The sequence below is a fragment of the Streptomyces sp. NPDC048197 genome (assembly GCF_043202395.1).
Classification (GTDB): domain Bacteria; phylum Actinomycetota; class Actinomycetes; order Streptomycetales; family Streptomycetaceae; genus Streptomyces; species Streptomyces siderophoricus.
The window spans coordinates 284,277-307,791 of record NZ_JBIDAJ010000007.1 but is presented as its reverse complement, the minus strand read 5'-3'; the positions used below and the strand labels follow the sequence as shown (position 1 = coordinate 307,791).

Annotated in this window: 14 protein-coding genes; 6 read left to right on the top strand and 8 right to left on the bottom strand. The window is 72.2% G+C overall.

What is annotated here, in order from left to right:
- Positions 1-336: 336 nt before the first annotated feature.
- The gene (locus ACGF4C_RS13280) at positions 337-1,440 is read right to left on the bottom strand and encodes a citrate synthase 2 (RefSeq protein ID WP_030415695.1); all 1,104 of its coding nucleotides are present in this window, start codon (positions 1,438-1,440) and stop codon (positions 337-339) included.
- A 441-nt stretch (positions 1,441-1,881) separates the two neighbouring features.
- On the opposite strand from ACGF4C_RS13280, the gene pdxH reads away from it, so the two are divergent.
- A complete protein-coding gene (gene pdxH, locus ACGF4C_RS13275) occupies positions 1,882-2,604 on the top strand; it encodes a pyridoxamine 5'-phosphate oxidase (protein WP_030415694.1) in 723 nt (240 codons plus the stop codon).
- A gap of 569 nt (positions 2,605-3,173) precedes the next feature.
- Positions 3,174-4,760 carry a PAS domain-containing protein gene (locus ACGF4C_RS13270; protein ID WP_393565893.1) on the top strand — a complete coding sequence of 529 codons (1,587 nt, stop codon included), beginning with the start codon at positions 3,174-3,176 and terminating at the stop codon, positions 4,758-4,760.
- 223 nt (positions 4,761-4,983) lie between these two features.
- On the opposite strand, the gene ACGF4C_RS13265 is transcribed toward ACGF4C_RS13270, so the two are convergent.
- Complete coding sequence (locus ACGF4C_RS13265; RefSeq protein ID WP_393565857.1) at positions 4,984-5,751, bottom strand: SIS domain-containing protein; 768 nt, start codon at positions 5,749-5,751, stop codon at positions 4,984-4,986.
- A 449-nt stretch (positions 5,752-6,200) separates the two neighbouring features.
- Here ACGF4C_RS13265 and ACGF4C_RS13260 point away from each other — a divergent pair, with 449 nt between their 5' ends.
- Entirely contained in the window at positions 6,201-6,893 is a 693-nt protein-coding gene (locus tag ACGF4C_RS13260; RefSeq protein ID WP_030415691.1) for a metal-dependent transcriptional regulator, read from the top strand.
- 1,015 nt (positions 6,894-7,908) lie between these two features.
- Positions 7,909-8,784 (top strand): alpha/beta fold hydrolase, encoded by an 876-nt coding sequence (locus ACGF4C_RS13255; RefSeq protein ID WP_030415690.1) that lies wholly within the window; start codon positions 7,909-7,911, stop codon positions 8,782-8,784.
- Between the two features lie 500 nt (positions 8,785-9,284).
- On the opposite strand, the gene ACGF4C_RS13250 is transcribed toward ACGF4C_RS13255, so the two are convergent.
- From ACGF4C_RS13250 to ACGF4C_RS13225, 6 genes are all read right to left on the bottom strand, one after another.
- Positions 9,285-10,061: a hypothetical protein gene (locus ACGF4C_RS13250; RefSeq protein ID WP_393565855.1), complete on the bottom strand. Its 777-nt coding sequence runs from the start codon at positions 10,059-10,061 to the stop codon at positions 9,285-9,287.
- A 323-nt stretch (positions 10,062-10,384) separates the two neighbouring features.
- Positions 10,385-11,680: a hypothetical protein gene (locus ACGF4C_RS13245; protein ID WP_393565853.1), complete on the bottom strand. Its 1,296-nt coding sequence runs from the start codon at positions 11,678-11,680 to the stop codon at positions 10,385-10,387.
- 457 nt (positions 11,681-12,137) lie between these two features.
- Positions 12,138-14,522, bottom strand: a complete 2,385-nt coding sequence (locus ACGF4C_RS13240) for a hypothetical protein (RefSeq protein WP_393565851.1) — start codon at positions 14,520-14,522, stop codon at positions 12,138-12,140.
- A 1,181-nt stretch (positions 14,523-15,703) separates the two neighbouring features.
- Positions 15,704-17,344, bottom strand: a complete 1,641-nt coding sequence (locus ACGF4C_RS13235) for a transporter (RefSeq protein WP_393565850.1) — start codon at positions 17,342-17,344, stop codon at positions 15,704-15,706.
- Positions 17,341-18,120, bottom strand: a complete 780-nt coding sequence (locus tag ACGF4C_RS13230; protein WP_393565892.1) for an ABC transporter ATP-binding protein — start codon at positions 18,118-18,120, stop codon at positions 17,341-17,343. The genes ACGF4C_RS13235 and ACGF4C_RS13230 overlap by 4 nt, the downstream gene beginning before the upstream one ends.
- A gap of 406 nt (positions 18,121-18,526) precedes the next feature.
- A complete protein-coding gene (locus ACGF4C_RS13225; protein ID WP_393565848.1) occupies positions 18,527-19,198 on the bottom strand; it encodes a bifunctional DNA primase/polymerase in 672 nt (223 codons plus the stop codon).
- 587 nt (positions 19,199-19,785) lie between these two features.
- Between ACGF4C_RS13225 and ACGF4C_RS13220 the strand changes: the two genes are divergently transcribed.
- Positions 19,786-21,180, top strand: a complete 1,395-nt coding sequence (locus ACGF4C_RS13220) for a transcriptional regulator (RefSeq protein WP_393565846.1) — start codon at positions 19,786-19,788, stop codon at positions 21,178-21,180.
- Between the two features lie 329 nt (positions 21,181-21,509).
- Positions 21,510-23,432: a hypothetical protein gene (locus ACGF4C_RS13215; protein WP_393565844.1), complete on the top strand. Its 1,923-nt coding sequence runs from the start codon at positions 21,510-21,512 to the stop codon at positions 23,430-23,432.
- The last annotated feature ends 83 nt before the right edge of the window (positions 23,433-23,515 follow it).

The window sequence follows — 23,515 nt, the reverse complement described above, 5'->3', positions numbered from 1 at the left end:
CAACGGGAGGGGACGGGCCGGAGGGGCCGGTTGTGTGGACGTAAAGCGTCAGCAGTCCACACAACCGGCCCCGGAGGTCCGTCACCGCACCCGACGCCCACCAGCCCGCCGCAGGCGCAACGGCGACCAAGCCCCGCGGCGGGACGGCCAGCTACGTGCGGGGCGCCGCAAAGCGCAACGGCGAGCCCCGCGGTGCAGCAGACGGGTACGTGCGGGGGCGCCGCAAAGCGCAACGGCGACCAAGCCCCGCGGCGGGACAGCCAGGTACGTGGGCGGCTCCGCAAAGCACCCCGCGGCGGGACAGACGGGTACGTACGGGGGGCGCCTCAACGCGCCTCAGCGCGCCGCGAGGCCCTCGAAGCCGTCGATCTCCCGAGGGCTACGGGCCCCAGGCCCGACATACCGGGCCGACGGCCGGACCAGTCGGCCCGTCCGCTTCTGCTCCAGGATGTGCGCGCTCCACCCCGCCGTACGGGCGCAGGTGAACATCGACGTGAACATGTGCGCCGGGACCTCCGCGAAGTCCAGGACGATCGCCGCCCAGAACTCGACGTTGGTGGCCAGCACCCGGTCCGGGCGCCGGTTGTGCAGCTCCTCCAGCGCGGCCTTCTCCAGCGCCTCGGCGACCTCGAAGCGCGGGGCGGCCAGTTCCTTCGCGGTGCGGCGCAGCACCCGCGCCCGCGGGTCTTCCGCGCGGTAGACGCGGTGGCCGAAGCCCATCAGCCGCTCGCCCTTGTCCAGCGCCTGCCGGACGTAGGCGCCGGCGTCACCGGTCCGCTCGATCTCCTCGATCATGCCGAGGACGCGGGACGGGGCGCCGCCGTGCAGCGGGCCGGACATCGCGCCGACCGCGCCGGACAGTGCCGCCGCGACGTCCGCGCCGGTCGAGGCGATGACGCGGGCGGTGAACGTGGAGGCGTTCATGCCGTGCTCGGCGGCCGAGGTCCAGTACGCGTCGACGGCCTTGACGTGCTTGGGGTCGGGCTCGCCGCGCCAGCGCTTCATGAAGCGCTCCACGACCGTCTCGGCCTTGTCGATCTCCCGCTGCGGCACCATCGGCAGGCCCTGCCCGCGCGCCGACTGGGCGACGTACGACAGCGCCATGACCGCGGCCCGGGCGAGGTTGTCGCGGGCGGTCGCCTCGTCGATGTCCAGCAGCGGTTTCAGGCCCCATACGGGGGCGAGCATCGCCAGGGCGGACTGCACGTCCACCCGGATGTCACCGGAGTGCACCGGGATCGGGAACGGCTCGGCGGGCGGCAGCCCGGGGTTGAAGGCGCCGTCGACCAGCAGCCCCCAGACGTTGCCGAACGACACGTGTCCCACGAGGTCCTCGATGTCGACCCCGCGGTAACGGAGCGCGCCGCCTTCCTTATCCGGTTCGGCGATCTCCGTCTCGAACGCGACAACTCCCTCGAGTCCGGGTACGAAGTCGGACATCAGGCGGCTCCTCAAAATGGGGACGGCATACGGTCCGTGACCGGCTGCCGTGCGGTCGTGTCTGGTGCGGTGCCGGAGCGGTTACGCGGCTGCGCCGGGCAGCTCGCGGTCCGTTCCGGTCACCCGGGTGATGCCCCGCCAGGGCATGGGTCACGCGGTGTGCTGCCCGCGGTGGGTCGGGCCGCGGGCCGGCGGACGCGGTGTCGTGCGTACGGAGGTGCGGTGCGTCCCGTCAGGTGTGATTGCGTCCCGTCAGTCCGGACGGAACACGATAGCTCCCCCTGTCCGGGGGCCACAGTGGGCCGGGCCATGATTTTGGCGGGTCCCCCACCTGCGGGGAAGCGTGAGATCCGGCACACTGGTCGATTTGCCGACGGGAGGGTTACGGCTGGTCGACGGGGGGCAGACTTCCGCCCCTCCCAGCTGACCGCGTCGCGGCCGATGTTGCAAGATGAGGCCGTGCACCCAGCCGACGCGCATCACGAGATCCCCGATCCCTCCTCCATGCGGGCGCACTACCGCGCCGAGGGACTCGCCGAGTCCGACCTCGCCGCCAGCCCGTACGACCAATTCGCGCGCTGGTTCACGGACGCGACCGTGGCCCGTCTGCACGAGCCCAACGCCATGGTCGTCTCGACCGCGGACGCCGCCGGCCGGCCGAGCTCACGGACCGTGCTGCTCAAGGGCTTCGACGACCGCGGCTTCGTCTTCTTCACGAACTACCGCAGCCGCAAAGGCCGCGAACTGGCCGAAAACCCCTATGTGTCGCTGCTGTTCCCCTGGCATCCCCTCGCCCGCCAGGTCGTGGTGACCGGTACCGCCGAGCGCATCGGCCGCGATGAGACCGCCGCCTACTTCCGCACCCGCCCGCACGGCTCTCAGCTGGGCGCCTGGGCCAGCGACCAGTCCGCCCCGGTCGCCTCGCGCACCGAACTGGAGCAGGCCTACCAGGAATTGGCGGCCCGCTACCCCGAGGGCGAGCAGGTGCCCGCGCCGCCGCACTGGGGCGGCTACCGGGTCGCGGCCGAAACGATCGAGTTCTGGCAGGGCCGGCACAACCGGCTGCACGACCGGCTCCGCTACGTACGCGAGAAGGCGGCCGACGCCGGGACGGGAACCGGGGCCGCCGAGATCATCTGGCGCGTGGAGCGCCTGGCGCCCTGACCCTGTCCTTGACGTGCGCCTTCCGGCACGGCCTTCCGGCACGGGCCCGGCGGTTTCCCGCCGGGGTCGACGGCCGCCGCCCGGCCCCGCGCGGAACGCAGACGACCCGCGGGCTGCTTCCTCCGCGCTCGGTGGCGCAGAGGGCCGGTCGGACGAACCGGCAGCCCGCGGGTCGGGTGACTGCTTGGGATTGGCCGGCTGCGCATCTGCAGTATGCGCTGGTCCGGCGCTGCACTTCGGTGAAGCGTCGGGCCGCTAGCCCGCAGCCACCTCACGCGTCCGGTGCGAAATCATCTGCCGAACCACCTCCCTTCTCGTGTGCTCCACACATTAGGAAGCCGGCCCGCCCGGCACAACGGATTTTTTTCCGGGAACAACGATTTCCGGGAAACGGGCGTGTTGCAGGTCACGGTCCAGTTGAATGTGCCCAGGTGAGGCACGTGCAGCCGGGTTCGTGAGGGGTGCCAGTGACTGCTTCGTCGGCTTCTTCCGGTCTTTCGTCCGGTGCGTCGGTCCCGCCGCGCCGCGCCACCGAGGAGTCCGACGACTCCGGACTCCTCGCCGCCCTCCTGGACGGTATGGACGCCGCCCTGGTCGCCTTCACCGCCGACCGTACGGTCACCCACTGGAACCACGAGGCCGAGCGCATCCTGGGCTGGACCACCGCCGAGGCCGTCGGCCGTACGGGCCTGGCCGGCTGGGCGGTCCGCAAGGAGGACGCGCAGGGCATCGAGGCCGCCCTCACGGCCGCGATGCGCTCCCCGGGCCGCCAGGTGCACGAATTCGCCCTGCTGACCAAGGACGGCCACCGGGTGCTGGTGCGCACCCAGTGCTCGGCGGTGCGCGGCCCGGACGGCCGGGTCGCGGGCGCGTACTGCGCCTTCAGCGAGGTGCACGTCCAGATCGACCTGGAGCGTTCCATCGCGCTGAGCGAGGCGCTCTTCGAGGACGCGTCGTGGGGCGTGGTGCTGGTCGACGCCGATCTGCGGCCCGCGGTCGTCAACGCCCACGCCGCCCACACCCTGGGCGTGGGCCGGACCGCCCTGCTGGGGCGGCCGCTGGGCGAACTGCTCGACCAGGGCGCCGAGGAGCTGGAGTGCGCCCTGCAGCACGTCCTGGGCGAGGGCGCGCCGCCGGCCGTCGCCGAATTCTGGGTCACCCTGCGTTCCGAGGACGCCGAGCATCCGCGCCGCTGCTGGCGCAGCGGTTTCGTCCGGCTGGCCTCGCCGCTGGCGGAGGAGCCGGTGCCGCTCGGCGTCGCCTGGCTCTTCCAGGACGTCACCGACGCCAAACGCGCCGAGCAGGACGCCTCCCTGCTGCGCTTCCGGGCCCACCAGCTGCACCGCGCCGGCCGGGCGGCCGCGGAGTGCCCGGACCCGGCCGAGGCGGCCGCGGTCCACCTCGACTTCGCCCTGGCGGGCTTCGCCGACCACGGCCTGGTCGACCTCGCCACGAAGCCCGCCCCGGCCCCGTACGGGGCGGTCACCGCGGACGACACGTACGAGCTCGACGACGCGTGGGAGCCCCGGGGCAGGTGCGAGACGGACGGCGCGGGCGAGACGAGGGGAAGGTGCGAGACCGAGGGCGCGTGCGAGAGCAGGGGCGGCTGCGAGGCGGACGGCGCGCGCGACGGGCATGGCGGGGGGCACGGGCCTGGGGGCGAGGGGAGCCATCGGAGCCATGACGAAGGGCACGGGCCCGGGGGAGAGGGCGTCGGTGGCGGGGGGCCCGGAGGAGAGGGCGTCGGGGGCAGGGAGCCCGTAGGGGAGCGGTCCGGGGCGCCGTGCGGCCTGGTGCGGACGCTGGCCTCCCCGGCCGGTTCCCCGGGGCCCTGCGTGGCACTCACCGCGACCGGCATTCCCGTGCCCTACGCCCCGGGCCACCCGGCGCTCCAGGCGTACGAGCGGCGCGGTTCGGTCCGTACGAGCGCCGGCGCCGCCGCGCCCGAGAGCTGGGCGGCGGCCCGCCACTGGCCGGACGGCACCGTGCACGGCCTGTGCGTGGTGCTGCGCAGCCGCGGCCGGACGCTGGGGGTGCTGACGTTCCTGCGGTCGCCCGCACGCCGCCCCTTCGACCGCGCCGACGCCGAGTACGCGGAGGAGGTCGCGGCCCGCATCGCCGCGGCACTGGACCTCGCAGGCGCGTCATCCTGCTGACCGGACCGGACCGGCGGGACCAGACCGGGTGGGACCGGTTCGGGCGCAGGGGGCCGCTGATCGGTTCAGGTCCGGGTGCTGCCGCTCGGTTCGGGCCGGGGTTCTGCCGACCGGCCTGCGAGCCCGGGGTGTGCCGGCCGGCTTGCGGGCCAGGGTTCTGCTGCCCGGCTTGCGGGCTTCGGTGTCCGGTACCCGTTCGTTTCAGGTCCGGTAGAAGATCCGGTCAGGTCCGGTAGAAGACCCGGTCCGCGTAGTCGCCCATCACCCGGGCGTTCCAGTCGTGCCCGCCGTCGACATTGCCGGAGCGCAACAACGGCGGGTCGATGCCCCGCTCGGCGAGCGTGCCCGCCGCGGTCGCCACCACGGCCTGCATGATCGCGCTGGTAACAACCGTCGAGGCCGGGGCGAACGGCGCGTCGATGCCCGGCAGCGTCAGTTCCGCGTCACCCACCGGGATCCGGCTGTCCAGCACGAGGTCGCAGTGGTCCTTGAGGAAGCCGCCCGACGCGTGCCGCGACTTGGTGGCCGTCGCGTACGCCACCGACGTCACGCCGATGACCTTGATGCCGAGGGCCCGGGCGTTCATCGCCATCTCCACGGGGAGTGCATTGCGCCCCGAGAGCGAGATGATCACCAGCACGTCACCGGCCTTCAGCGGGCTGGTGTCCAACACGGCCGCCGCCAGCCCGTCGACGCGCTCCAGGGCGCTGCCGAGCGTTGCCGGTCGTACGTCCACGCCGACGACCCCCGGGACGGAGAGCAGGTTCATGATCGCCAGGCCGCCGGCACGGTAGACCGTGTCCTGCGCGGGCAACGAGGAGTGCCCGGCGCCGAACGAGAAGACCCGGCCGCCCGCCACTACGGTGTCCGCGATCAGCCGCCCGGCCGCGGTGATCCGCTCGCCCTCCTCGTCGCGGACCTGCCGCAGCAGCTCGATCGCGGCGTCGAAGTACGTCCCGGCCAGCCGGTCACTGCGGTCGCTGTCAGCCATTGCCGCGGGCCCTCCCTCTCCTGGGGGTCTCATGTGCGTTCTCGTGCTGTTGGTGCGGTGTGGCGCGGGTCGGGGTGGTGCTGTGCTTTGCGGGGTGGTGCTGCGCCGTGCCGCCTGCCGTGCTGTTAGGGGCGACCCGTGGCCGCGGCCGTGGCCTGTTGCCCGCGGCCCGTGGCCTGTTGCCGGGTGGCCTGTGGACGGCCGCCCGGCACCGTACGGACAGCCCCCGCGACCGTATGGACAGCCCCCGAGCCTCCCTCACCATTACGCCCATCCCGCCCACTCGTGATCAGTGGCGCGGATCACGTTGCGGTCTGGACCAGTGCCCTGTCAATACGGCAGGGCCATACCACCGTGAGGGTCCGGTGGGCGGACGAGGGGGCACCGATGTCAGTGGGATGCGTCAGAATTGAGTCCAGGGCCACCGCACCACACATCGAGGGGCACGCATGTCCGGACTTATCGACACCACGGAGATGTATCTCCGCACCATCCTCGAACTGGAGGAGGAAGGTGTGGTGCCCATGCGCGCCCGCATCGCGGAGCGGCTCGAACAGAGCGGCCCGACGGTGAGCCAGACGGTCGCCCGCATGGAGCGCGACGGGCTGCTGACGGTCGCCGGCGACCGCCACCTGGAGCTGACGGAGGAGGGCCGGCGGCTGGCGACCCGGGTGATGCGCAAGCACCGCCTCGCCGAGTGCCTGCTCGTCGACGTCATCGGGCTCGAATGGGAGCAGGTGCACGCCGAGGCGTGTCGCTGGGAGCATGTGATGAGCGAGGCGGTCGAGCGCCGCGTCGTGGAGCTGCTGCGGCACCCGACGGAGTCGCCGTACGGCAACCCCATCCCGGGCCTGGAGGAGCTGGGGGAGAAGGCCGAGGCCGACCCGTTCCTGGACGCGGGCATGGTGAGCCTGATGGACCTGGACGCCGGGGCGGACGGCAAGACGGCCGTGGTACGCCGGATCGGTGAGCCGATCCAGGCGGACGCCCAGCTGATGTACACGCTCCGCCGCGCGGGAGTGCAGCCGGGCGCCGTGGTGAGCGTGACGGAGTCGCCGGCGGGCGTCCTGGTCGGCAGCAGCGGCGAGGCCGCCGAACTGACCTCCGACATCGCCTCCCACGTCTTCGTCGCCAAGCGCTGACACCAATTCGGCGGACCTCCGACCGACCGTTTCGGGGGACCTTCGAGCGACTGCTTCGGGGGGACCTCTTCCGACTGTTGCGGTAGCCGTTGCGGCGGACCGTTTTGGTGGGTGTGTCGGCGGGCTGCTTTGGGGGCTGCTTTGGCGGTCCCGTTCGGCGTGCTTTCTGGGCGGCGGTTCAGCGGATCGTTTCGACGGGCCGACGGGGCTGACTGTTTTGGCGGGTTGTTGGGGCCGGGGCGTTGGGGTGGGCTGTCTGGGCGGGCCTGTAAGGCGGCGGGGGTCCAAGGGCGGGGCGCGCCGCACCCCCAACGCGCGCCCGATCGGTCCCTCCCAGCGCCTCCCCGCCGCGCAGCACCGCACCCTCAACTCACGTCCCGATCTTGCAGGACACGGCGCTCTCCGCAGGCCGGGCGCGCGCCCGGCCCTCCCGTAATTCCCCCCGCGCCTTCTCGAGACTCTCCCCGGACTCCCCGGACTCCCCGGATTCCCTGACTCCGCGGACTCACCGCCCCCCGACTCCCCGACTCCCCGAATTTTCCTTCCCTCCCCCGCCGTCGACTTCCTTCACGAGCCCGCTGAGCTGTGCTGATGCACCGTTCGGCGGGCTCGGCAAGTGATTGCCCGTTGAACGGACTTGTGCGAATCCGTGCGGTTCGGCCGGTTGCGTGTCACCCTGACGCATGGCCCTGCGAGGGCCTGTCCTGGCCGGGGAGGGGGCTCGGATGCATCCACTGAGTGCGGGACGGTCAGGGCCCCGGCGCTGCGAGCAGCCGGGGCCCTGCCTCCCCATGTCCCCCACCCAAGACCCGGAGCCCCGAGCTCTCAGGGTCTTCCCCCACGGGCCCCCTTCCCGGTAGGGCCCGCCTCCCGGCAGATGTCTCCCCGTGACGAGCGCGGCCAATCCTTGAGGGAGGTCACTCGAACGAGGGGTGTTGGACGCTGGAACAGTGCGTTCGAATAGGGGTTCGATAGTGTGGAGCTGCTCAAGGGACGATTGGGGGTGCCAGAGCACATGGTGCGGCGCATCGATGTGACAGGGGCCGACGGCGTACGACTCGCCGCCTGGGAATTCACCGACCCGCCCAAGATTGACGGCGGGCTGGAAGGGGGCGAGCAGCGACCCGGCGTGCTGCTGCTCCATGGTCTGATGGGCCGCGCCTCACACTGGGCGGACACCGCCCGCCGGCTGAGCGCCCGGCACCGCCCGGTCGCTCTGGACCAGCGGGGCCACGGCCGCAGCGAGAAGCCCGCCGACGGGCCGTACGACCGCGAGGCGTACGTCCAGGACGCCATCGCGGCCATCGAGCAACTCGACCTGGCTCCGGTCGCTCTCGTCGGGCATGCCATGGGAGCGCTGACGGCGTGGCAATTAGCGGCCCGGCGCCCGGATCTGGTCAGTGCGCTGGTGATCTGCGATATGCGGGCCTCCGCGCTGGGCGCGGCTTCGCAGCACGAGTGGACCGAGTGGTTCCGCTCCTGGCCGGTTCCGTTCGCCACGCTCGCGGACGTCCGCAAGTGGTTCGGCGAGGACGATCCGACGCTGGAGCGGCCGCGCCCGGCCCGCGGCGAGTTCTTCGCCGAGGTGATGGCCGAGCGCGCTGACGGCTGGCGCCCGGTGTTCTCCCGGCGCCAGATGCTCACCGCCCGCGAGACCTGGGTTCATGACGCCCACTGGGAAGAGCTCGCCCAGGTGACCTGCCCGGCCCTCGTCGTACGCGGCCTGGACGCCGAACTGGGCCGCGCCGAGGCCCAGGAGATGGTCCGCGTCCTGCCGCGCGGCGCCTACGCCGAAATCCCCGACGCCGGACACCTCCTCCCCTGGGAAAAACCCGACGCCTGGTGCGCCGCCATCGAACCCTTCCTCCAGGCGGCGACTTTGCCGGCTTGAGCGGGGACCGCCTGCAAGACGCCGCCCCGGCCGCAAGAAACACCGACCGACGGGCAGGTGCACCCGGCCATAACCGGACGGGTGCACCCGCCCACAAAGAGGCGACACATGCGCCACGATCACTCGGCAGACGGCAGACGGCAGACGGCAGACGGCAGACGGCAGACGGCAGACGGCAGACGGCGGGCGCCGGGGGTGTGCCACGGCCTCTGGCAACAGGGCCGTGTTGTGGCGCATGCGCAGGCGCAGGCGCGTGCGGGGAGGGGGGAGTTCGGAGAGGAGGCCGGACGGCCTGGCGGGACACTGCCGGAGAGGAGGTTGGTCGCCGACGGACAGCGCCAGCCGTTCGCCGGCCCTGACGGCAGCGCTCGCCACCCTCGTCAGCGCTCCTCGGTACTCGCCAGGTCTCATCAGCGCTCCGCGGCACTCGTCGGTGCTCGGCAGCGCTCCTCGGCACTGTTGCGGTCGTGGCAGTGACCTCGGACGCGCGTCAGGGCTCGTCAGTGCCCCTCGGACGCGTCAGGCCCGTCAACGCTCCTCGGCGCTCGTGACGGCCGGCAGCCAGGACTCGCCGCCTCCATCAACCACCGGCCAACAAACCGCCATCGTCGGCCAAGTAGCCAAGTAGCCAAGTAGCCAAGGAGTCCGTCAACGCGCGCTGCTGAACCTCCAGATGAAGGGGGAGGCGCTCTGGCCCTCGCCCGCCCAGTGGACCTCCACGGACTTGGTGCCCTTCGGGAGCATGTAGGTCTGGCAGAGCGTGTGGCTCTGCCCGGCCTTCCAGTTCTCGATGTCGAGGTGTCCTCACAGCCGGGACCGTCCTCGGCGGCGCCTATCAACAGGGCGCCGGGCCGGCCGTCACCGTAGAGCTCGGTCTCATTGCCCACCTTGGGCATCTCCTTGACGACACCGCCGCCCTTGTTCGTGAACTTCACCCAAGCGGTCGCAGCCACCAGCCCCTTGGCGTCCTGCGGATCCGATACCAGCTTCTTGGCCTCCGCCTCGGTGCCCACGTGAACCTTCTGCGCGACGACCTCGTAGGTGATATTCCCGCTCTCCTCCTTGAACCGTCCGATGCCGGCCTGGCCCGGCTTCCGCGCACCGTCGCCGGCCGGGTCCGACGTCTTATTCGTCTTGGGAGCGCCAGCGCCGGAATTGCTCTTCTTGCCGTCCTGCGTGGCGGACGTGTCCTTCTTGTCGCCGCACGCGGTCAGGGCCAGCGCCGGTACGGCGACGGGCGCGGCTACGCGCAGCCAAGCGGTCTTCGTGTGCAGCAAAACGCTCTCCCAGCAGACGTTCTCCCCCGCGCACCCACACCATTCCAGTGCGTGCGAACGGCTGTTTCGGCGGAGCGTAAGGCCATGCACCAGTCTTGTCGAAACGATTCTGGCAGGGCCCGCGCAAACAACTTCAGTGGATTCGCGTCAATTTCCGCAAAAGTCAAGGTGTGTTCTCTGTACGGCCTATGCGCGGTTGAGTTGCGGTCGAATCGTGGTCGAAGTGTGGGTGTAACGCATTCGCGACGTTAGCCGCGCTTTCTCCCTATTTGCCGGATAAGTAGTCCTGACGCGCACCTGCTTTGATAATCGCGAAGGATCGGTCAGCCCAACGTGCGGGTGAAGTCACCGCGTTGAACCCGGCCGGTAAGGGAGTCACTGTCCCCGCTCAGCAGCGAGCCATACCCGGTGGCCGCCCAGATGCTGTCTTCGGCGGGTATCTCGAAGTACGGGACCGGTCGGCCGTCCCGACGGTCGGTGAGCACTTCGGGGGCGCGGCGGGTCCGTACCGCGCGCAGGCAGGTCTCGCAGGCGGCAACCCGCAGTTGCTCACGACGGCCCAGCGGCCGCCAGGGTATGCGGCGCACGGCAGGCCCGTGCAGCGGGTGGAAGAAGCACAGCGGGAGGGCCGCCGGAGCCTTGGACAACGCCGCCTGACCCTCGGCGACCAGCGCGAACACCCCGGCCAGGTCGACGACTCCGCGCGCACGGTCCAGGACCGTGCCGGCCGCGGCGTACGCATCGAGGGCCCGCTCGACGGCCGCCGGATCGCCCTGCGCGGCGCGTGCCTCCTCACCCAGGCGCACGACCTCCTCGCTGGCCCGATCGCGCAGCCCAGCCTCGTCGGCCTGTCGGGCGGCGGCGAAGACCGAGCGCGGCAGCGCGAACGGCGTCGTGAGATCACGCAGCCGCGAACGCCGGCGCAACAACATTCCCGCCGCGGCCAGCAGCAACAACGGCCCGACGACCAGGCTCAGTAGCCGTACGAGAGGAGACCCGCCGCTCCCCGCACGCGAGGACGCAGTGTCCTTGCCCGTCCCGTCGGCCTCACCCGACGGCGTGGGCTTCGACGTGTTGAGGCTGGCCGTGGCCTCCTCATACACCTTGTCACCGTTGCCCGCCTTGATGATGCCGATCGCCCGGGAGACGCGCTTGGCCAGCCCCGCACCCTTCATGGCGTCCTGGAAGAAGACCGCCGCGGCGGCGTGCATCGCCTGATGGGCGCCTTCGGGCCATTCCCGGGCGGCGATATCGTCGGGCAGGTCCCCGAGCGTGATGAGGATGGACGGGCCACCGCCCATCCGGTCGTGCACCACCTCGGCGAGCTGCTCGGGCTTTCCGCCCCAACTGTCACCCTCGACCAGGGGCACCAGCACGACGCGGATCGGCAGCTTGGTCTCCTTGATCTGCGCGACCAGCTCCCGCTTCTGCGCCGCATCAACGGCCGTCGCCAGCGAGGGATCCACATACACGGGCGAACCCCGCAGCGCCTCCGCGATCTTCTTCCCCGGGCTGGCCGGGGTGGCCGGGCTGGCCGGACTGTGGCTGGCCAGCCCCTCCCGCCCGGTCGCGGCAGCGGACGCGGCCACAGTGGATGTGGCTCCCGTGGACCTGGTCATGGTGGGTTTAACCATGGCGGGCGCGGCCGCACCGCACAACAGGGTGGCGGCTGATATCCCGAGCGCGAGTACGAGCGTGAGCGAGAGCGCGGGCCACATCCGGCGGGCGGCCTGGGGGCTTGGCAGCGCGGCCGGGGCGACTGGCCGGGGAGCAGTGGTGCCTGGCCGTGCGTCCCGGGTGGCGTCCGGTCGGCCGATCGGATCCCGCCGCTGGGCGGTCTGGCCCAGCTGTGTGGCCTGGCCCCGTTGGGTGGCCTGGGCCGGTTGGGCGGCCTGGCTCGGCTGGTCGGCCTGGCCCGGGTGGTGAGCGGGCCGGGCGCGCCGTTCAGTTATCAGGTCGCGTCGCCGAACGATCCAGTTACGGCGTTGGGCGATCTGACCGCGTCGGTGGGCGGTCCCGTCGCGTCGTTGGGCGGTCCGGTCCTGCCGTCGGGTCGCGCCGGCGGGGTCGCCAGGGTCAGTGCACACCGAAGTACTCCCGTACATCGCGGGTGAGTTGATCTATTTCCGCACCGTCGGCGAGGGCGGCCAGCGGTCCGGGCAGGGTGGCATACGGGACGTACGCTCCGCGCCCGTTGCGCTCCTGGGAACGCAGCCGCAGCACGGCCCCAGGCGTCACCCGGCATCCCTCGCACACCGGCAGCGACCACATCGTGCTGCCGGCACGGGTCCTGCCGGCAGCGTGGCGAGTGCCGGCAGGGCCGCCGGTGCCGCGAGTGCCGGCCGCGTCGGCGGTGCTGCGAGCGCTGCCGCCGGGGATGCCGCCGGGGGTGCCGCCAGGGTTGCCGCCGCCCGGGCGTATTTCTGTGCGCTTACGGGCGGTGCCGTGCAGCGGATTGCGGTGGCAGACGTGGCGGGCCGCGGCCGGCTCGTCGATCGCCGTGCGGCCCGCGCGGGCCAGCACGATGGCGCAGGCGAGGACAGCCGGGGTGGCATCCGCGTCGATCCGGCCGTCGGCGTCCCCGTCGATCAGCAACGCGGCCGCGTCCAGGCACTCCCATGCCCGGCGCTGGGCCTCCGCCGGTAGCGCAGACACCGGTTCCCGCGCTCCGACCGTCGGTTCCGGCACGGTCATCGGTTCCAGCGCTGCGGTGAGGGCGTCGAGGTCATGACGGGCGGCCCGCCGCAGCCATCCCAATGAAGGCCGTTCCGGAGCATGCGGGCCATGGGCGGCCCCTGAGCCGCCCCCGGCCCCGTAACGCCGGCGCCGGGCCGTCACGATCACGCGTATCGTCCCGCAACCGGCCGCCACCAGCCCCGTGACCAGGAGCGCGGCGAAGACGCCGAGCGTCAGGCCGGGATGGAAGTCCCCGGTGAACAGACCAGGCAGCGCCTGTTCCTTGACCGGATCGACCGCAGGCGGCGGGTCGTAGGCCAGGGGATCCGACTGGGGGGTGTCCGACTTGGTGGTCGGGGCCTTACCGAGGTACGTCAGCAACTGATCGAGACGACGGCCGAGCGCCGGGTCGGCGGACTCGGGGTATTCCAGGTAGTGCGGCCGGTTCATCAGATACGTCGAGTCCACGCGGGTGCCGTAGTTGACGACCTCGATCCCGCCGTCCGAGGGTTCGGCCAGCACGATCAGGACATTGCGGTGCAACCGGTCGTGCAGCGCCTTGGCCAGCAGGTCCTTCTGACCGTCGGACTCGTCGTCCGGATTGCTGGAGACGGCGGCGATCATCACCGGGGTGCGCAGCGCCCGCAGCTTCGCGTGCAGATGGCTGCGCTCGGTGGCGTCCAGCGCGGGTGGGCTCTCGGGATCGACGTACAACGGGTCACGGCGCAGTCCTGAGGCCACCCGATCGATCCTCGCCCGCATATCGGCGGCGGTGGGACGCGAACCATCCCCGCTGGTGGTGTCGTCGAAAACCTGGGATGCGGTGAACGCGACCAGGCCGCCCAGGACTACGGCCGCCGCCACCAGCGGCAGCATCCCCGTACGCCGCCCGCCCGACTCACCGACGCCCCTCGTCTTCGCGCCTTGCCCGGACGCGCTCCCTCCAGGGCCGCCCTTCTCACTCCCCGTCTTGCTTCCGGGCTTGCTTGCCGTCTTGCTTGCCCGTGGGCCCTTCGGCCTGCTCCCGGCCGGGCTTCGCTTCGCAAATGCCGTCTTCGTGGGGGTGGCAGGCCGCCTGCCGGGGCGCAAGGGATCGCCTGCCGCCTCAGCGCGCCGTATCCGGCGGCGCCGCAAGGCGTACAGGGTGAGCAGCAGGGCCGTCAGTGGGATGCCGGTGACGGCGAGGCCGGTCGCGAAGCTTTGGTCCTCGCGGGCGGTCTGGTCGGTGTGCAGGAGAGGCAACTCGTCCACCGAGCCGCCGTATTTGGCGTGTGCCGCCTCGGCGCGCTGATGCGCATGGCCGGAGGCCAGCACGTCGACGAAATGCCGGAACACCTCGCGCGGGGTGGCGTCGTACGGCAGCTCGTACAGCGTCGCCCGGCTCGCGTCCTCGGCGCCGGGGAGGCTCACCCCGTACGTCTGCACCGCGTCCAGACCTGTGGGGCTCAGCGTCACATACAGGCCCTTGCGGCCCAGCCGGTCATGGACTCCGGCGAGCAGGCCGGTCGCCTCGGAGCCGTAGTGGGTGTTCGGCAGGACCATGACGTACGTCGGAACGCCCAGCCGCCGGGCTTCCTCGGCGAAGTCCGGCGCGGTCGACCGGGGTACCGCGCGCGGGATCTGGTCGCTGATGAAGACCGGGTTCTTGCGCAACTGCCCGGCGAGATACGCAGTCTGCGTCGGGGTGTCGGCACCGCCCGGCGCTGCCTGCACCGCACCGGCGCAGAACAGCACCGCCAACCAGCCCATGGCCAGCACAACTCCGGCGCGCAGCACCGCCCCCACCCCCTCGTTCCTGTCGATGCCATGAAGCTACCGCCCCCGCCCGTCGCCCGCTGCACCCTGTGGATAACTTCACGACCAGCCCCAGCCGTCGTGCCTCGCCGCCTTCTGAGTGCCGTGCCTCGCCCCGTAGGCGAGGCTGTCAAGCACCTGCCAACGAGCCCGCCAACGACCCTCACGCGCTGGGCTCTCCGCCTCGCCCGAGCATGCACATTTCCGTACGTGGCGGCAGCTCAGCGGGGGAGAGGCTGAGCCAAGGCCGCCTTCCTTCTTCCTCGGTCGGCCAGCGGCTCGCGTGCAGCGGCAACACGGCGGTTGCCTGAGAGGCAGCGGCAATGCGGCGGCTGCCCGAAGCAGCGGCAACACGACGGGCTGCCGGAGGCAACGGGGGCACCGATGGGCTGGCTTGCCCGCGGGCGGCGTTGGTGGCTTGGCCTCGCCCGCGGGGCGACGCCGGCAGGCTGGCCGCGCCCGAGGCGCCGCCGGTGGCTTCCCCCGCCCCCGCCCCCCCTCTCCCCCTTCGGGGGAGGGGGCGGGGGGTGGGTTCGGGGGTGGGGGGATACGCGCGAGGCAACGAGCCGCAACCAGGCAACGACCCGCAACAGGTAAATGGGCTGCAACCAGGCACAGTCCGCCAGGCAGCCGGTTAAGCAGCGCCAGTTCAAGCAGCCTCGGCCAGGCTCCGGCGGCCAAGGCAGCTCAAGTTCAAGCAGCACCAGCCAGCCACCAGCGGCCAAAGCAGCCCACTTCAAGCCCCCAGCCAGGCACCCCCAGCCAGGCACCCGCAGCTAAGGCAACGGCAAAGCCAAGGCAACAGCCCCAAGCAGCCCAACCAGGCAGCACGCCCACCCAGACCGGATCAGTCCGGTCAGCCCGCCCGAGCGAAAGCACCCCAAAAGCCCGGGCCGAAGTGGTCAGGCGGCTAGCAGGAGCCGACCGAAGCAGCCAGGCCCCGACCGAAGCAGTCAGGCGCCCGACGGAAGTGGCCAGGCGCCCGACCGGATTGGTCAAAAGCCCAGCCGAAGCCGTCAGGCGCCCAACCAAAAAGGTCAAGCAGTCAACCCGAACGGCCAGGAGGCAAACCGGCCCAAGAGACCGCCCCGGCCCACCCCACCCCGACCCTCCCTCAGCCGTTCCTCACCCGTCCTCAGCCCTCCTCACCCCTCCCGCTCCTCAGTCCTCCCTCACCCCTTGCTCACCGCCGCGAGGATCTCCGGCAGGCGCTTGAGGGTGCGTGGGGCCGCCAGGCGGAGGCCCAGTTCTGCTGCGCCGGTGCCGTAGAGGACGCCCAGGGGGAGCAGGATCCACAGCAGGTGGTGGAGGTCGGCGAGGTGGAGCCAGATGGTGAGGCCCAGGAGAGGCGCGCACAGGACGGCGCCTACCAGGAAGCCGCCGAAGAGGCTGAACCAGGCGATCGAACCCTGGCCCGGGGCCACGTTCTTGTTGCTCTCCGAGGGGACCGAGTACGGGAAGATCACCGAGGTCAGTGCGCCGGTTCCGATCAGCGCGCCCAGCAGGGCCAGGGAAAGGCCGTACACCTGCAGGAAGTCGGACCACGGGCCGATGAACGCGGCGGCGCCGACCGAGACGAGGGTGACGTACGGGACGGCCACCAGCGCGAGGGTGAACGCCCGGGCGCGCAGCTCCTGGTAGGCGTCGCGCGGGGTGGCGAGCGTGGAAGCGACCATCCAGAAGGCCGAGGTGTCCTGGCCGAACTGGTTGTACATCTGTATGCCGAGCAGTGCCGGGGCCGAGAACGCGGTGTAGATGCTGCCGCCGCCCTGGATCGAGGAGATGACCGGGGCCAGCAGGCCGGCACCGAGGGCGGTCGCCCAGGACATCTTCGACTTGGGGTCGCGCCAGGCGTAGCGCAGCGTACGGAGCATGACCGGACCCGTGCGGCCGCCCGGCAGCAGGCGTCCGAGCCTGCCCTCACCGCCGCCGGACCGGCGTGCGCTGTCCTTCTCCACCGCTTGGAGGGTGGAGGAGTCCGGGGACGTCATCAGGGCGGTCAGCGAGCGCTGCCACCAGAAGAGGAGGAGCGCCAGGGCTATCGCCGTGAGGGCCATGCCGGCCAGTGCGCGCCCGTAGTCGCCCTGGCCGGTGGCCTCGACCGCGCCGATCGCGGAGGCCGGCGGGAGCCAGCGCAGGACGTCCCCGAGCGGTTCCAGGACGGCGAGGCCGTCCGGGCGGCCGAGTTTCTGGGCGGCGATGTTGACGGCCTGGGCGCCGAGCGCGATGAACAGGCCGCTCAGAACGGCGAGATCGCGGCCGCGCCGGCTGGTCAGCAGCCGCACCGACGCCGTGGCGATCGCGCGGGCCAGCGCCACGCACACCAGCACCACCAGGACGACCGCGAGGACGCCGACGAGGGCGGCGGCCGGCCCGTCCGCCAGCGCCACCACCGCGCCGGTCACCAGCGCCAGGGTGACGACCGGGCCGATGCCGATCAGGGACGTCACCAACAGGGAGCCGATCAGCGGGCGCGGCCGCAGGGGCAGCATCACCAGGCGGGTCGGGTCCAGCGTCTCGTCGCCCGTCGGGAAGAACAGCGGCATCACCGCCCAGCCGAGCGTGAGGATCCCGGTCAACAGCACGGCCAGCGCGCCGACATGGACGTTGCCGCGCAGCGCGATCAGCCCCAGCACCGCGCCGGCCGCGAACAGCAGGCCGACGAGGATCGAGCTGACGTACGCGACGGTGCGCCCGGCCGACTGGCGGAGGCCGTTGCGCAGCAGGGTCAGTTTCAGCCGTACGAAGACGGCGGTGAGGTTCGGTGATGCGGCGGCCGGGCGTGACGCCGCCGCGGCGGAATCGGTGCTCATCGGGCGCCGCCACCGCCCAGCCAGTCCAGGCTCTGCCCGGCGCTGCGGTCGTTGGCGCCGACCAGTTCGAGGAAGGCGTCCTGCAGGGTGGGTGCGGCGCCGCGGACCTCGGCGAGCGGGCCGTCCGCGCGGATCCGTCCGCCGGCCAACACCGCTACCCAGTCGCACAGTGACTCGACCAGCTCCATCACATGGCTGGAGAAGATCACGGTCGCACCGGAGGTGGTGTAGCGCTCCAGTACGCCGCGGATGGTCTGCGCGGAGACCGGGTCGACGCCCTCGAAGGGCTCGTCGAGGAAGAGGATCTCCGGGTTGTGCAGCAGGGCCGCGGCGAGGCCGATCTTCTTGCGCATACCGGTGGAGTAGTCCACGACCAGCTTGTGCTGGGAGCCGGCGAGATCGAGGACGTCCAGCAGCTGGCCGGCCCGCTTGTCGACCTCGTCGCCCGGCAGCCCCCGCAACCGGCCCATGTAGGCGAGGAGTTCGCGTCCGGAGAGGCGCTCGAAGAGCCGCAGCCCCTCGGGCAGTACGCCGATCCGGGACTTGACGGCGACCGGGTCACCCCAGACGTCGTGCCCGCCGATCTCCACCACGCCCGAGTCCGGCCGCAGCAGACCGGTCACCATGGAGAGGGTGGTGGTCTTGCCCGCGCCATTGGGGCCGACCAGCCCGATGAAGCGGCCCGCGGGGAGGGTCAGGTCGATGCCGTGGACGGCGATCTGCTCGCCGAACTTCTTCCACAGGCCCTGGATACGGACGGCGGGCGCCCCGTCCATGGTGCTCGGGGCCGCGGACGGCCCGCCCGGAGAAGTGGCCGATGTCTGCTCGGGCGGCGCCACACCGGCCCGCACCTCGTTGTGTTCCGGCTCGTTGCCCACCGGTCCTGCCCTCCGACGTCCCCGCAGGAGCCGCCTTGACCCCCGTCCGCGTCCCACGATACGAGCGGCCACTGACAAGCCGGCGGGCGGAGGGCGTGCCGGGCAACGACCGGCCGTGCGGGACGCCGACCGGGGGCGACGACCCGCCCCCACGGTTCACGGTCCCCCTGGTTCGCGGCCTGCTGGCTCGCCGCCCTCACGGTCCCCTGGTTCGCAGCCCCCCTGTTTCGACGCCCTCACGGTGCATCGCCCCGTAGTTCGCCACCTCCACGGTTCACCGTCCCCGTAGTTCAGCCCCCGTAGTTCACCGCCCCCGGGCCGCCACCGCGTCCCGTGCGCAGGCGTACGCCAGGGGGCTGATCAGTTCCTCCGCGTCCGGCAGCCAGCGGTTGGTGGCGGTGGGGCGGCGCGCCCACTGCACGAGCCCGTGCGCCCCCACCCGGGTCGGCGGGGCGGCGATGTACTCGCCCTCGCCCCGGCAGATCAGGTCGAGCACGGCCGGGGCCCAGCCCAGGCCCCGTACGAGGTCAGGGACCTTCGCCGCGGCGCCGGGGAGGACGAGGAAGAGCATCCGGCGGTCCGGGGTGCGGGTGACCGGCCCGAGCGTCAGCCCCATGCGCTCCATACGGGCCAGCGCCAGACAGCCCGCGGTCTCGGGCACGTCGAGTACCTCGAAGGTCCGCCCCGTCGGCAGGAGGATCGACGCCCGGGGCTGCTTGCTCCACATACGGCGGACGGCGGTCGCGCTGCCCGATGCCAGGCCTGCCCAGCCGGGCGCCATCGGGTGCGCACCGGGCAGGGCGCAGTCATCGGCGTCGCACGAGCAGCGCGGCGTCTCACCGTCGTGCTCCAGCCATGCGCCGGGGAACACGTCCCAGTGGCGTTCTTCCGCGTAACGCACCGCAGTTTCGAGCAGCTGCTCGCCGCGCTGCTTGGGGATCTGCGGGGCTCCTGTGACTCCGATGGTCTCTTCCACGCAGAAGACAACTGCCCCTGTCACCAAGGGTTACGGCCAAATGGATGACCTGCCCGGCGCATCGTTCTTGCACGTGGGGCGCATGGGTGCACCGGTGGGGGCGCGTATGCGGACCGGGCCCGGTGGCTGGGTAGCCACCTGTGCGACGGGCGGAGAGGCCGCCCGACGGCAGGCCGCGGTGCACCAGGGGAGCCCTGCACGGCGGCGCCGTTACCAGTGCACGGGCACCGCCGCGCCATTCCCCACCAGCAGCACACGTCTCGTGAACCGACTTCGTGACCGGACAAGCGTGACCGAATCCCGTGGCCGAGGCTCGTGATCCCGGAACGGTCTTCGGGAAAGGCCTTCGGAAACCGGCTTCGTGCACGATTTCGAAGCACGTCTCGTGAAACCGCGCTTCGCACGCAAGTGCTCCGGATAGCGTGCAAACCGCACAGCATCCGGCATCCACCTGCAAAGCGTGTATCGCTCAGATCCTTCCTATCGCGCGTATCCCGGATCTCTCGGATATCCGGGATATCCGTGGGGAAGCGATCCCGGGGAACGGCGTTCCACGGTGAACGCGCAGCAAACCAGGGGGTACAAGCATGGCCGCCAGGCCACTCGTCGCGCGGCAGCCCAACGAACGGCTGCAGGCGCTTATTCAGGAAGCCGGGTGCTCCAACGCGGGGCTCGCCCGCCGCGTCAACATGTGCGGGGCGGAACACGGCCTCGACCTGCGCTACGACAAGACCTCGGTGGCCCGCTGGCTGCGCGGACAGCAGCCGCGGGGCCGTGCCCCGGCCGTCATCGCGGAGGCACTGGGCCGCAAACTGGGGCGCACGGTCACCATCGACGAGATCGGGATGGCCGACGGCAAGAACCTCGCGTCCGGGGTGGGGCTGCAGTTCTCGCCGACCGTCCTCGGGGCGATCGAGCAGGTCTGTGAGCTGTGGCGCAGCGACGTCGGGCGCCGTGACTTCCTCAGTGGCTCCACGGTGGCGGCCTCGGCCCTGGTGGAGCCGAGCCGTGACTGGCTCATCACCGGTGCCGACAGTCAGGTCGCACGGAACGCCGGGGCCCGGGTCGGGGTGTCGGACGTCGAGGCGGTACGGGCCATGACCACGGCGCTCAGCGAACTCGACCACCGTTTCGGCGCCGGGCACGTACGGCCCGTGGTGGTGCACTACCTCAACAGCGTGGTGTCAGGGCTGCTCGCCGGTTCGTACCGGGAGTCCGTCGGGCGGGAACTCTTCGCCGCCGTGGCGCGTTTGACGGAACTGGGCGGCTACATGGCCGTCGACACCGGTCAACCCGGCCTGGCGCAGCGCTACTACATCCAGGCGCTGCGGCTGGCCCAGGCGGCCGGCGACCGGGGCTACGGCGGCTATGTGCTCGCCGCGAGCATGAGCCACCTCGCCGCCTCGCTCGGCAATCCACGGGAGATCGCCCAACTCGCCCGCGCCGCCCAGGAAGGCGCCCGCGGGCACGTCACCCCGCGCACCGAGGCGATGTTCTTCGCGGCGGAGGCGCGCGGGCACGCCCTGATGGGCGACGGCCGGGCCTTCCAGGCGGTGGCCGGGCGGGCGCTCGCCGCGATGGAACGTGCCGGCGCGGCCACCGAAGCGGGCGACGACCCGGTGTGGATCGCCCACTTCGACCCGGCCTATCTGGCCGACGAACTCGCGCACTGCCACCGGGACTTGGGGCAGCCCGGCCCGGCCGCCCAACGGGCGTCGGAGGCGCTCAACGGGCATCCGGAGGGCCGGGCGCGGCGCCGCGCCATCGGTCTGCTGCTGCTGGCCGGCGCGCAGGCACAGCAGCGCGAGGTCGAGCAGGCCTGCCATACGGGCACGCAGGCGGTGGAGCTGCTGAGCGGGCTGCGGTCGGACCGGGGCGCCGAGTATCTGGAGGACTTCCAGCTGCGCTTGGAGCCGTATCGGGACGAACCGGTTGTAAGGGAATTCAGTGCACGGCTGGAACTACGGGCCGCGGCGGCGTGATCCACGCTCGGGGCGCGTCCACTACAGCACGGAGACTGCTTTGTCGGACGGAGTCGGGTTTGTCGTCAGATTTGTGGCCAGGCGCATCGCCAAGTGCATCGCCAGGTGCGTCGCCGTAGTGGTCGCCGGTTTCTCGTAGGGCACCGGGCGGGCCGTCGATCACGGCCCGCCCGGTGTGCGCCCCGTTCCCGTCCGTTACGCGCCCCGTCCCGTCCGGGGCGCGGCGGGGGCGGAAGGGGGTGGTGACCAGGGGACGTGGTCGAACGTTGCTGCGACCCGGTAGCGTGCAGCCGACGATTCCGTAGGTCTGCACGTTGGTAGGAGTCACGGTGACGCAGAGCGGACAGGGTCACGACCCGCAGAATTCTGCGGCCGGTCCCGCGCGAGAGGGCATTGTGCTGCCCGCTAACGGTGAGCCGTACATCCCCGACCAGCAGGCCGCTCCGTCGGCGGGGCAACCCTGGGGCCAGCCCTGGGGTCCCGGCCAGCAGGCCGCGCCCGCACCGCAGAGCGCTCCCGCCCCCCAGCAGCCGTACGGGCAGGCACCTGTCCAGGGGCAGAACTACGGACAGGAGCCGGGAGCAGGACAGAACTACGGCCAGCTCCCCGGACAGAACTACAGCCAGGGCTCGGGCCAGAGCTTCGGCCAGGGGCCGGGGCAGAACTACGGCCAGGCGCCGTCACAGGGCTACGGATATCCGCCGGCGCAGGATGCCGGGGCACCGGTTCCGGGTGCACCGGCTCAGGGGGCGCAGGCTCCGGGCGCACAGGCACCGCAGGCTCCCCTGCCGCCCCAGCAGCCCGGCGGGCAGGGCTTTCCGTCGGCCCAGGGCCAGCCCCCGGTGCCGCCCATGCCGCCGTCGATGCCGCCGCAGGCGCCCGCCCCGCAGCTGCCGCCGCAGCAGGCGCCCGGCCAGCCGCCCGCCCCGCAGCCGTACGACCAGCAGCCTTACGGGCAGCAGCCCCCGCAGCAGGGCCAGCCCCAGGAGCAGCCCGGGCAGCTCCCGATGTCCTCCGGTGAGCTGGTGCGGGCCACCCGGCAGGCCGGTGCGCCGCTCCCGCCCGCCACGGGCGACGCCGAGGCCACCACGGTGATCCCGCCGTTCGACGCCCGGTCCGGCGGCCCCGGTGGCGCCGCCCCGCTGCCTCCTGAGGCGGCGTCCCGCCCGGAGAGCCCCGACGAGTCCACGACGATGCTCCGGGCCGTGAAGCCGGGGCAGGGCAGGCCGCAGGGCCAGGGCCAGCCGATGCCCGGTGCCGCGATGCCCGGTGCCGGCGGCGGGAGCGACTCCGAGGCCACCCAGCTCATTCCCCCGGTGGGCGCCGGTGTGCCCACCCCGCCTCCTGGCGCGCCGTTCGGTGTCCGTCCGGGCGCGCCCGGCGACCGCCCCACCCCCGCCGAGTTCGACGGCCTGTTCCGTGACGGGCCGGCGGCGGCCCCGGCGGGTGCGCCGGACGCCACCGCGCAGCTGCCCCGGTTCGAGGACCCGGGCCGGCCCCCGTACGGCGGCCAGGGCGGCCAGGGATACGGCCAGCAGTTCCCGTCCGGCGGCTACGACCAGCAGGGCCCGTACGACCCGCAGGGCGGGTACGACGAGGACGGCGGCGGACGGCGCCGGCGGCTGGCCCCGATGGCGATCGTGGGCATCGTCATCGTGGCGCTCGCGGGCGCCGGCCTCGGTGTCGGCTGGGCGCTGAGCGGCGGCAGCAGCGACGACACGGCGAAGAAGCAGGGCTCCGGCGGCGGCAGCACCAAGGCGGCCAAGGAGTCGGAGGCGCCGAAGGCCACCGCGGACCCCGCCGAGGCCCAGGCGAAGGGCCTGGACGCCCTGTTGGGCGACAGCAACAACAGCCGGTCCTCCGTGATCGGTGCCGTCAACAACATCAAGTCGTGCAGCAACCTCGGCAACGCGGCGAAGGACCTGCGGGCCGCGGCCGGACAGCGCAACGACCTGGTCAAGCGGCTGCAGCAGCTGCCGGTCGACAAGATCCCGGACCACGACCGGCTGACCGCGGCGCTGACCAAGGCGTGGCAGTCCTCGGCCGCCGCGGACAACCACTACGCGGCCTGGGCCGGCCAGCTGGGCGGCAAGAAGGGCTGCCACAAGGGGCGGGCCCGCGGCACCAGGCAAGCCGTCCAGGGCAACGCGGCCAGCAGCCAGGCCACGCAGGCCAAGAAGCAGGCGGCGCAGCTGTGGAACCCGCTCGCCCAGAAGTACGGCCTGACGGAGCGCCGCCCGGAACAGCTCTGAGCCGGCGGACGGCGCGGGACGGCTCCTGGTGTCAATGCGCGTGCGCGCGGACGTCAATGCGCGTGCGTGCTCAGTGGCACGTG

Excerpts from the sequence above, each read along its gene's own strand:
- ACGF4C_RS13280 (WP_030415695.1), bottom strand. The coding sequence starts at position 1,440 with ATGTCCGACTTCGTACCCGGACTCGAGGGAGTTGTCGCGTTCGAGACG.
- pdxH (WP_030415694.1), top strand. The coding sequence starts at position 1,882 with ATGTTGCAAGATGAGGCCGTGCACCCAGCCGACGCGCATCACGAGATC.
- ACGF4C_RS13265 (WP_393565857.1), bottom strand. The coding sequence starts at position 5,751 with ATGGCTGACAGCGACCGCAGTGACCGGCTGGCCGGGACGTACTTCGAC.
- ACGF4C_RS13260 (WP_030415691.1), top strand. The coding sequence starts at position 6,201 with ATGTCCGGACTTATCGACACCACGGAGATGTATCTCCGCACCATCCTC.
- ACGF4C_RS13255 (WP_030415690.1), top strand. The coding sequence starts at position 7,909 with ATGGTGCGGCGCATCGATGTGACAGGGGCCGACGGCGTACGACTCGCC.
- ACGF4C_RS13245 (WP_393565853.1), bottom strand. The coding sequence starts at position 11,680 with ATGACCAGGTCCACGGGAGCCACATCCACTGTGGCCGCGTCCGCTGCC.
- ACGF4C_RS13235 (WP_393565850.1), bottom strand. The coding sequence starts at position 17,344 with ATGAGCACCGATTCCGCCGCGGCGGCGTCACGCCCGGCCGCCGCATCA.
- ACGF4C_RS13230 (WP_393565892.1), bottom strand. The coding sequence starts at position 18,120 with ATGGACGGGGCGCCCGCCGTCCGTATCCAGGGCCTGTGGAAGAAGTTC.
- ACGF4C_RS13220 (WP_393565846.1), top strand. The coding sequence starts at position 19,786 with ATGGCCGCCAGGCCACTCGTCGCGCGGCAGCCCAACGAACGGCTGCAG.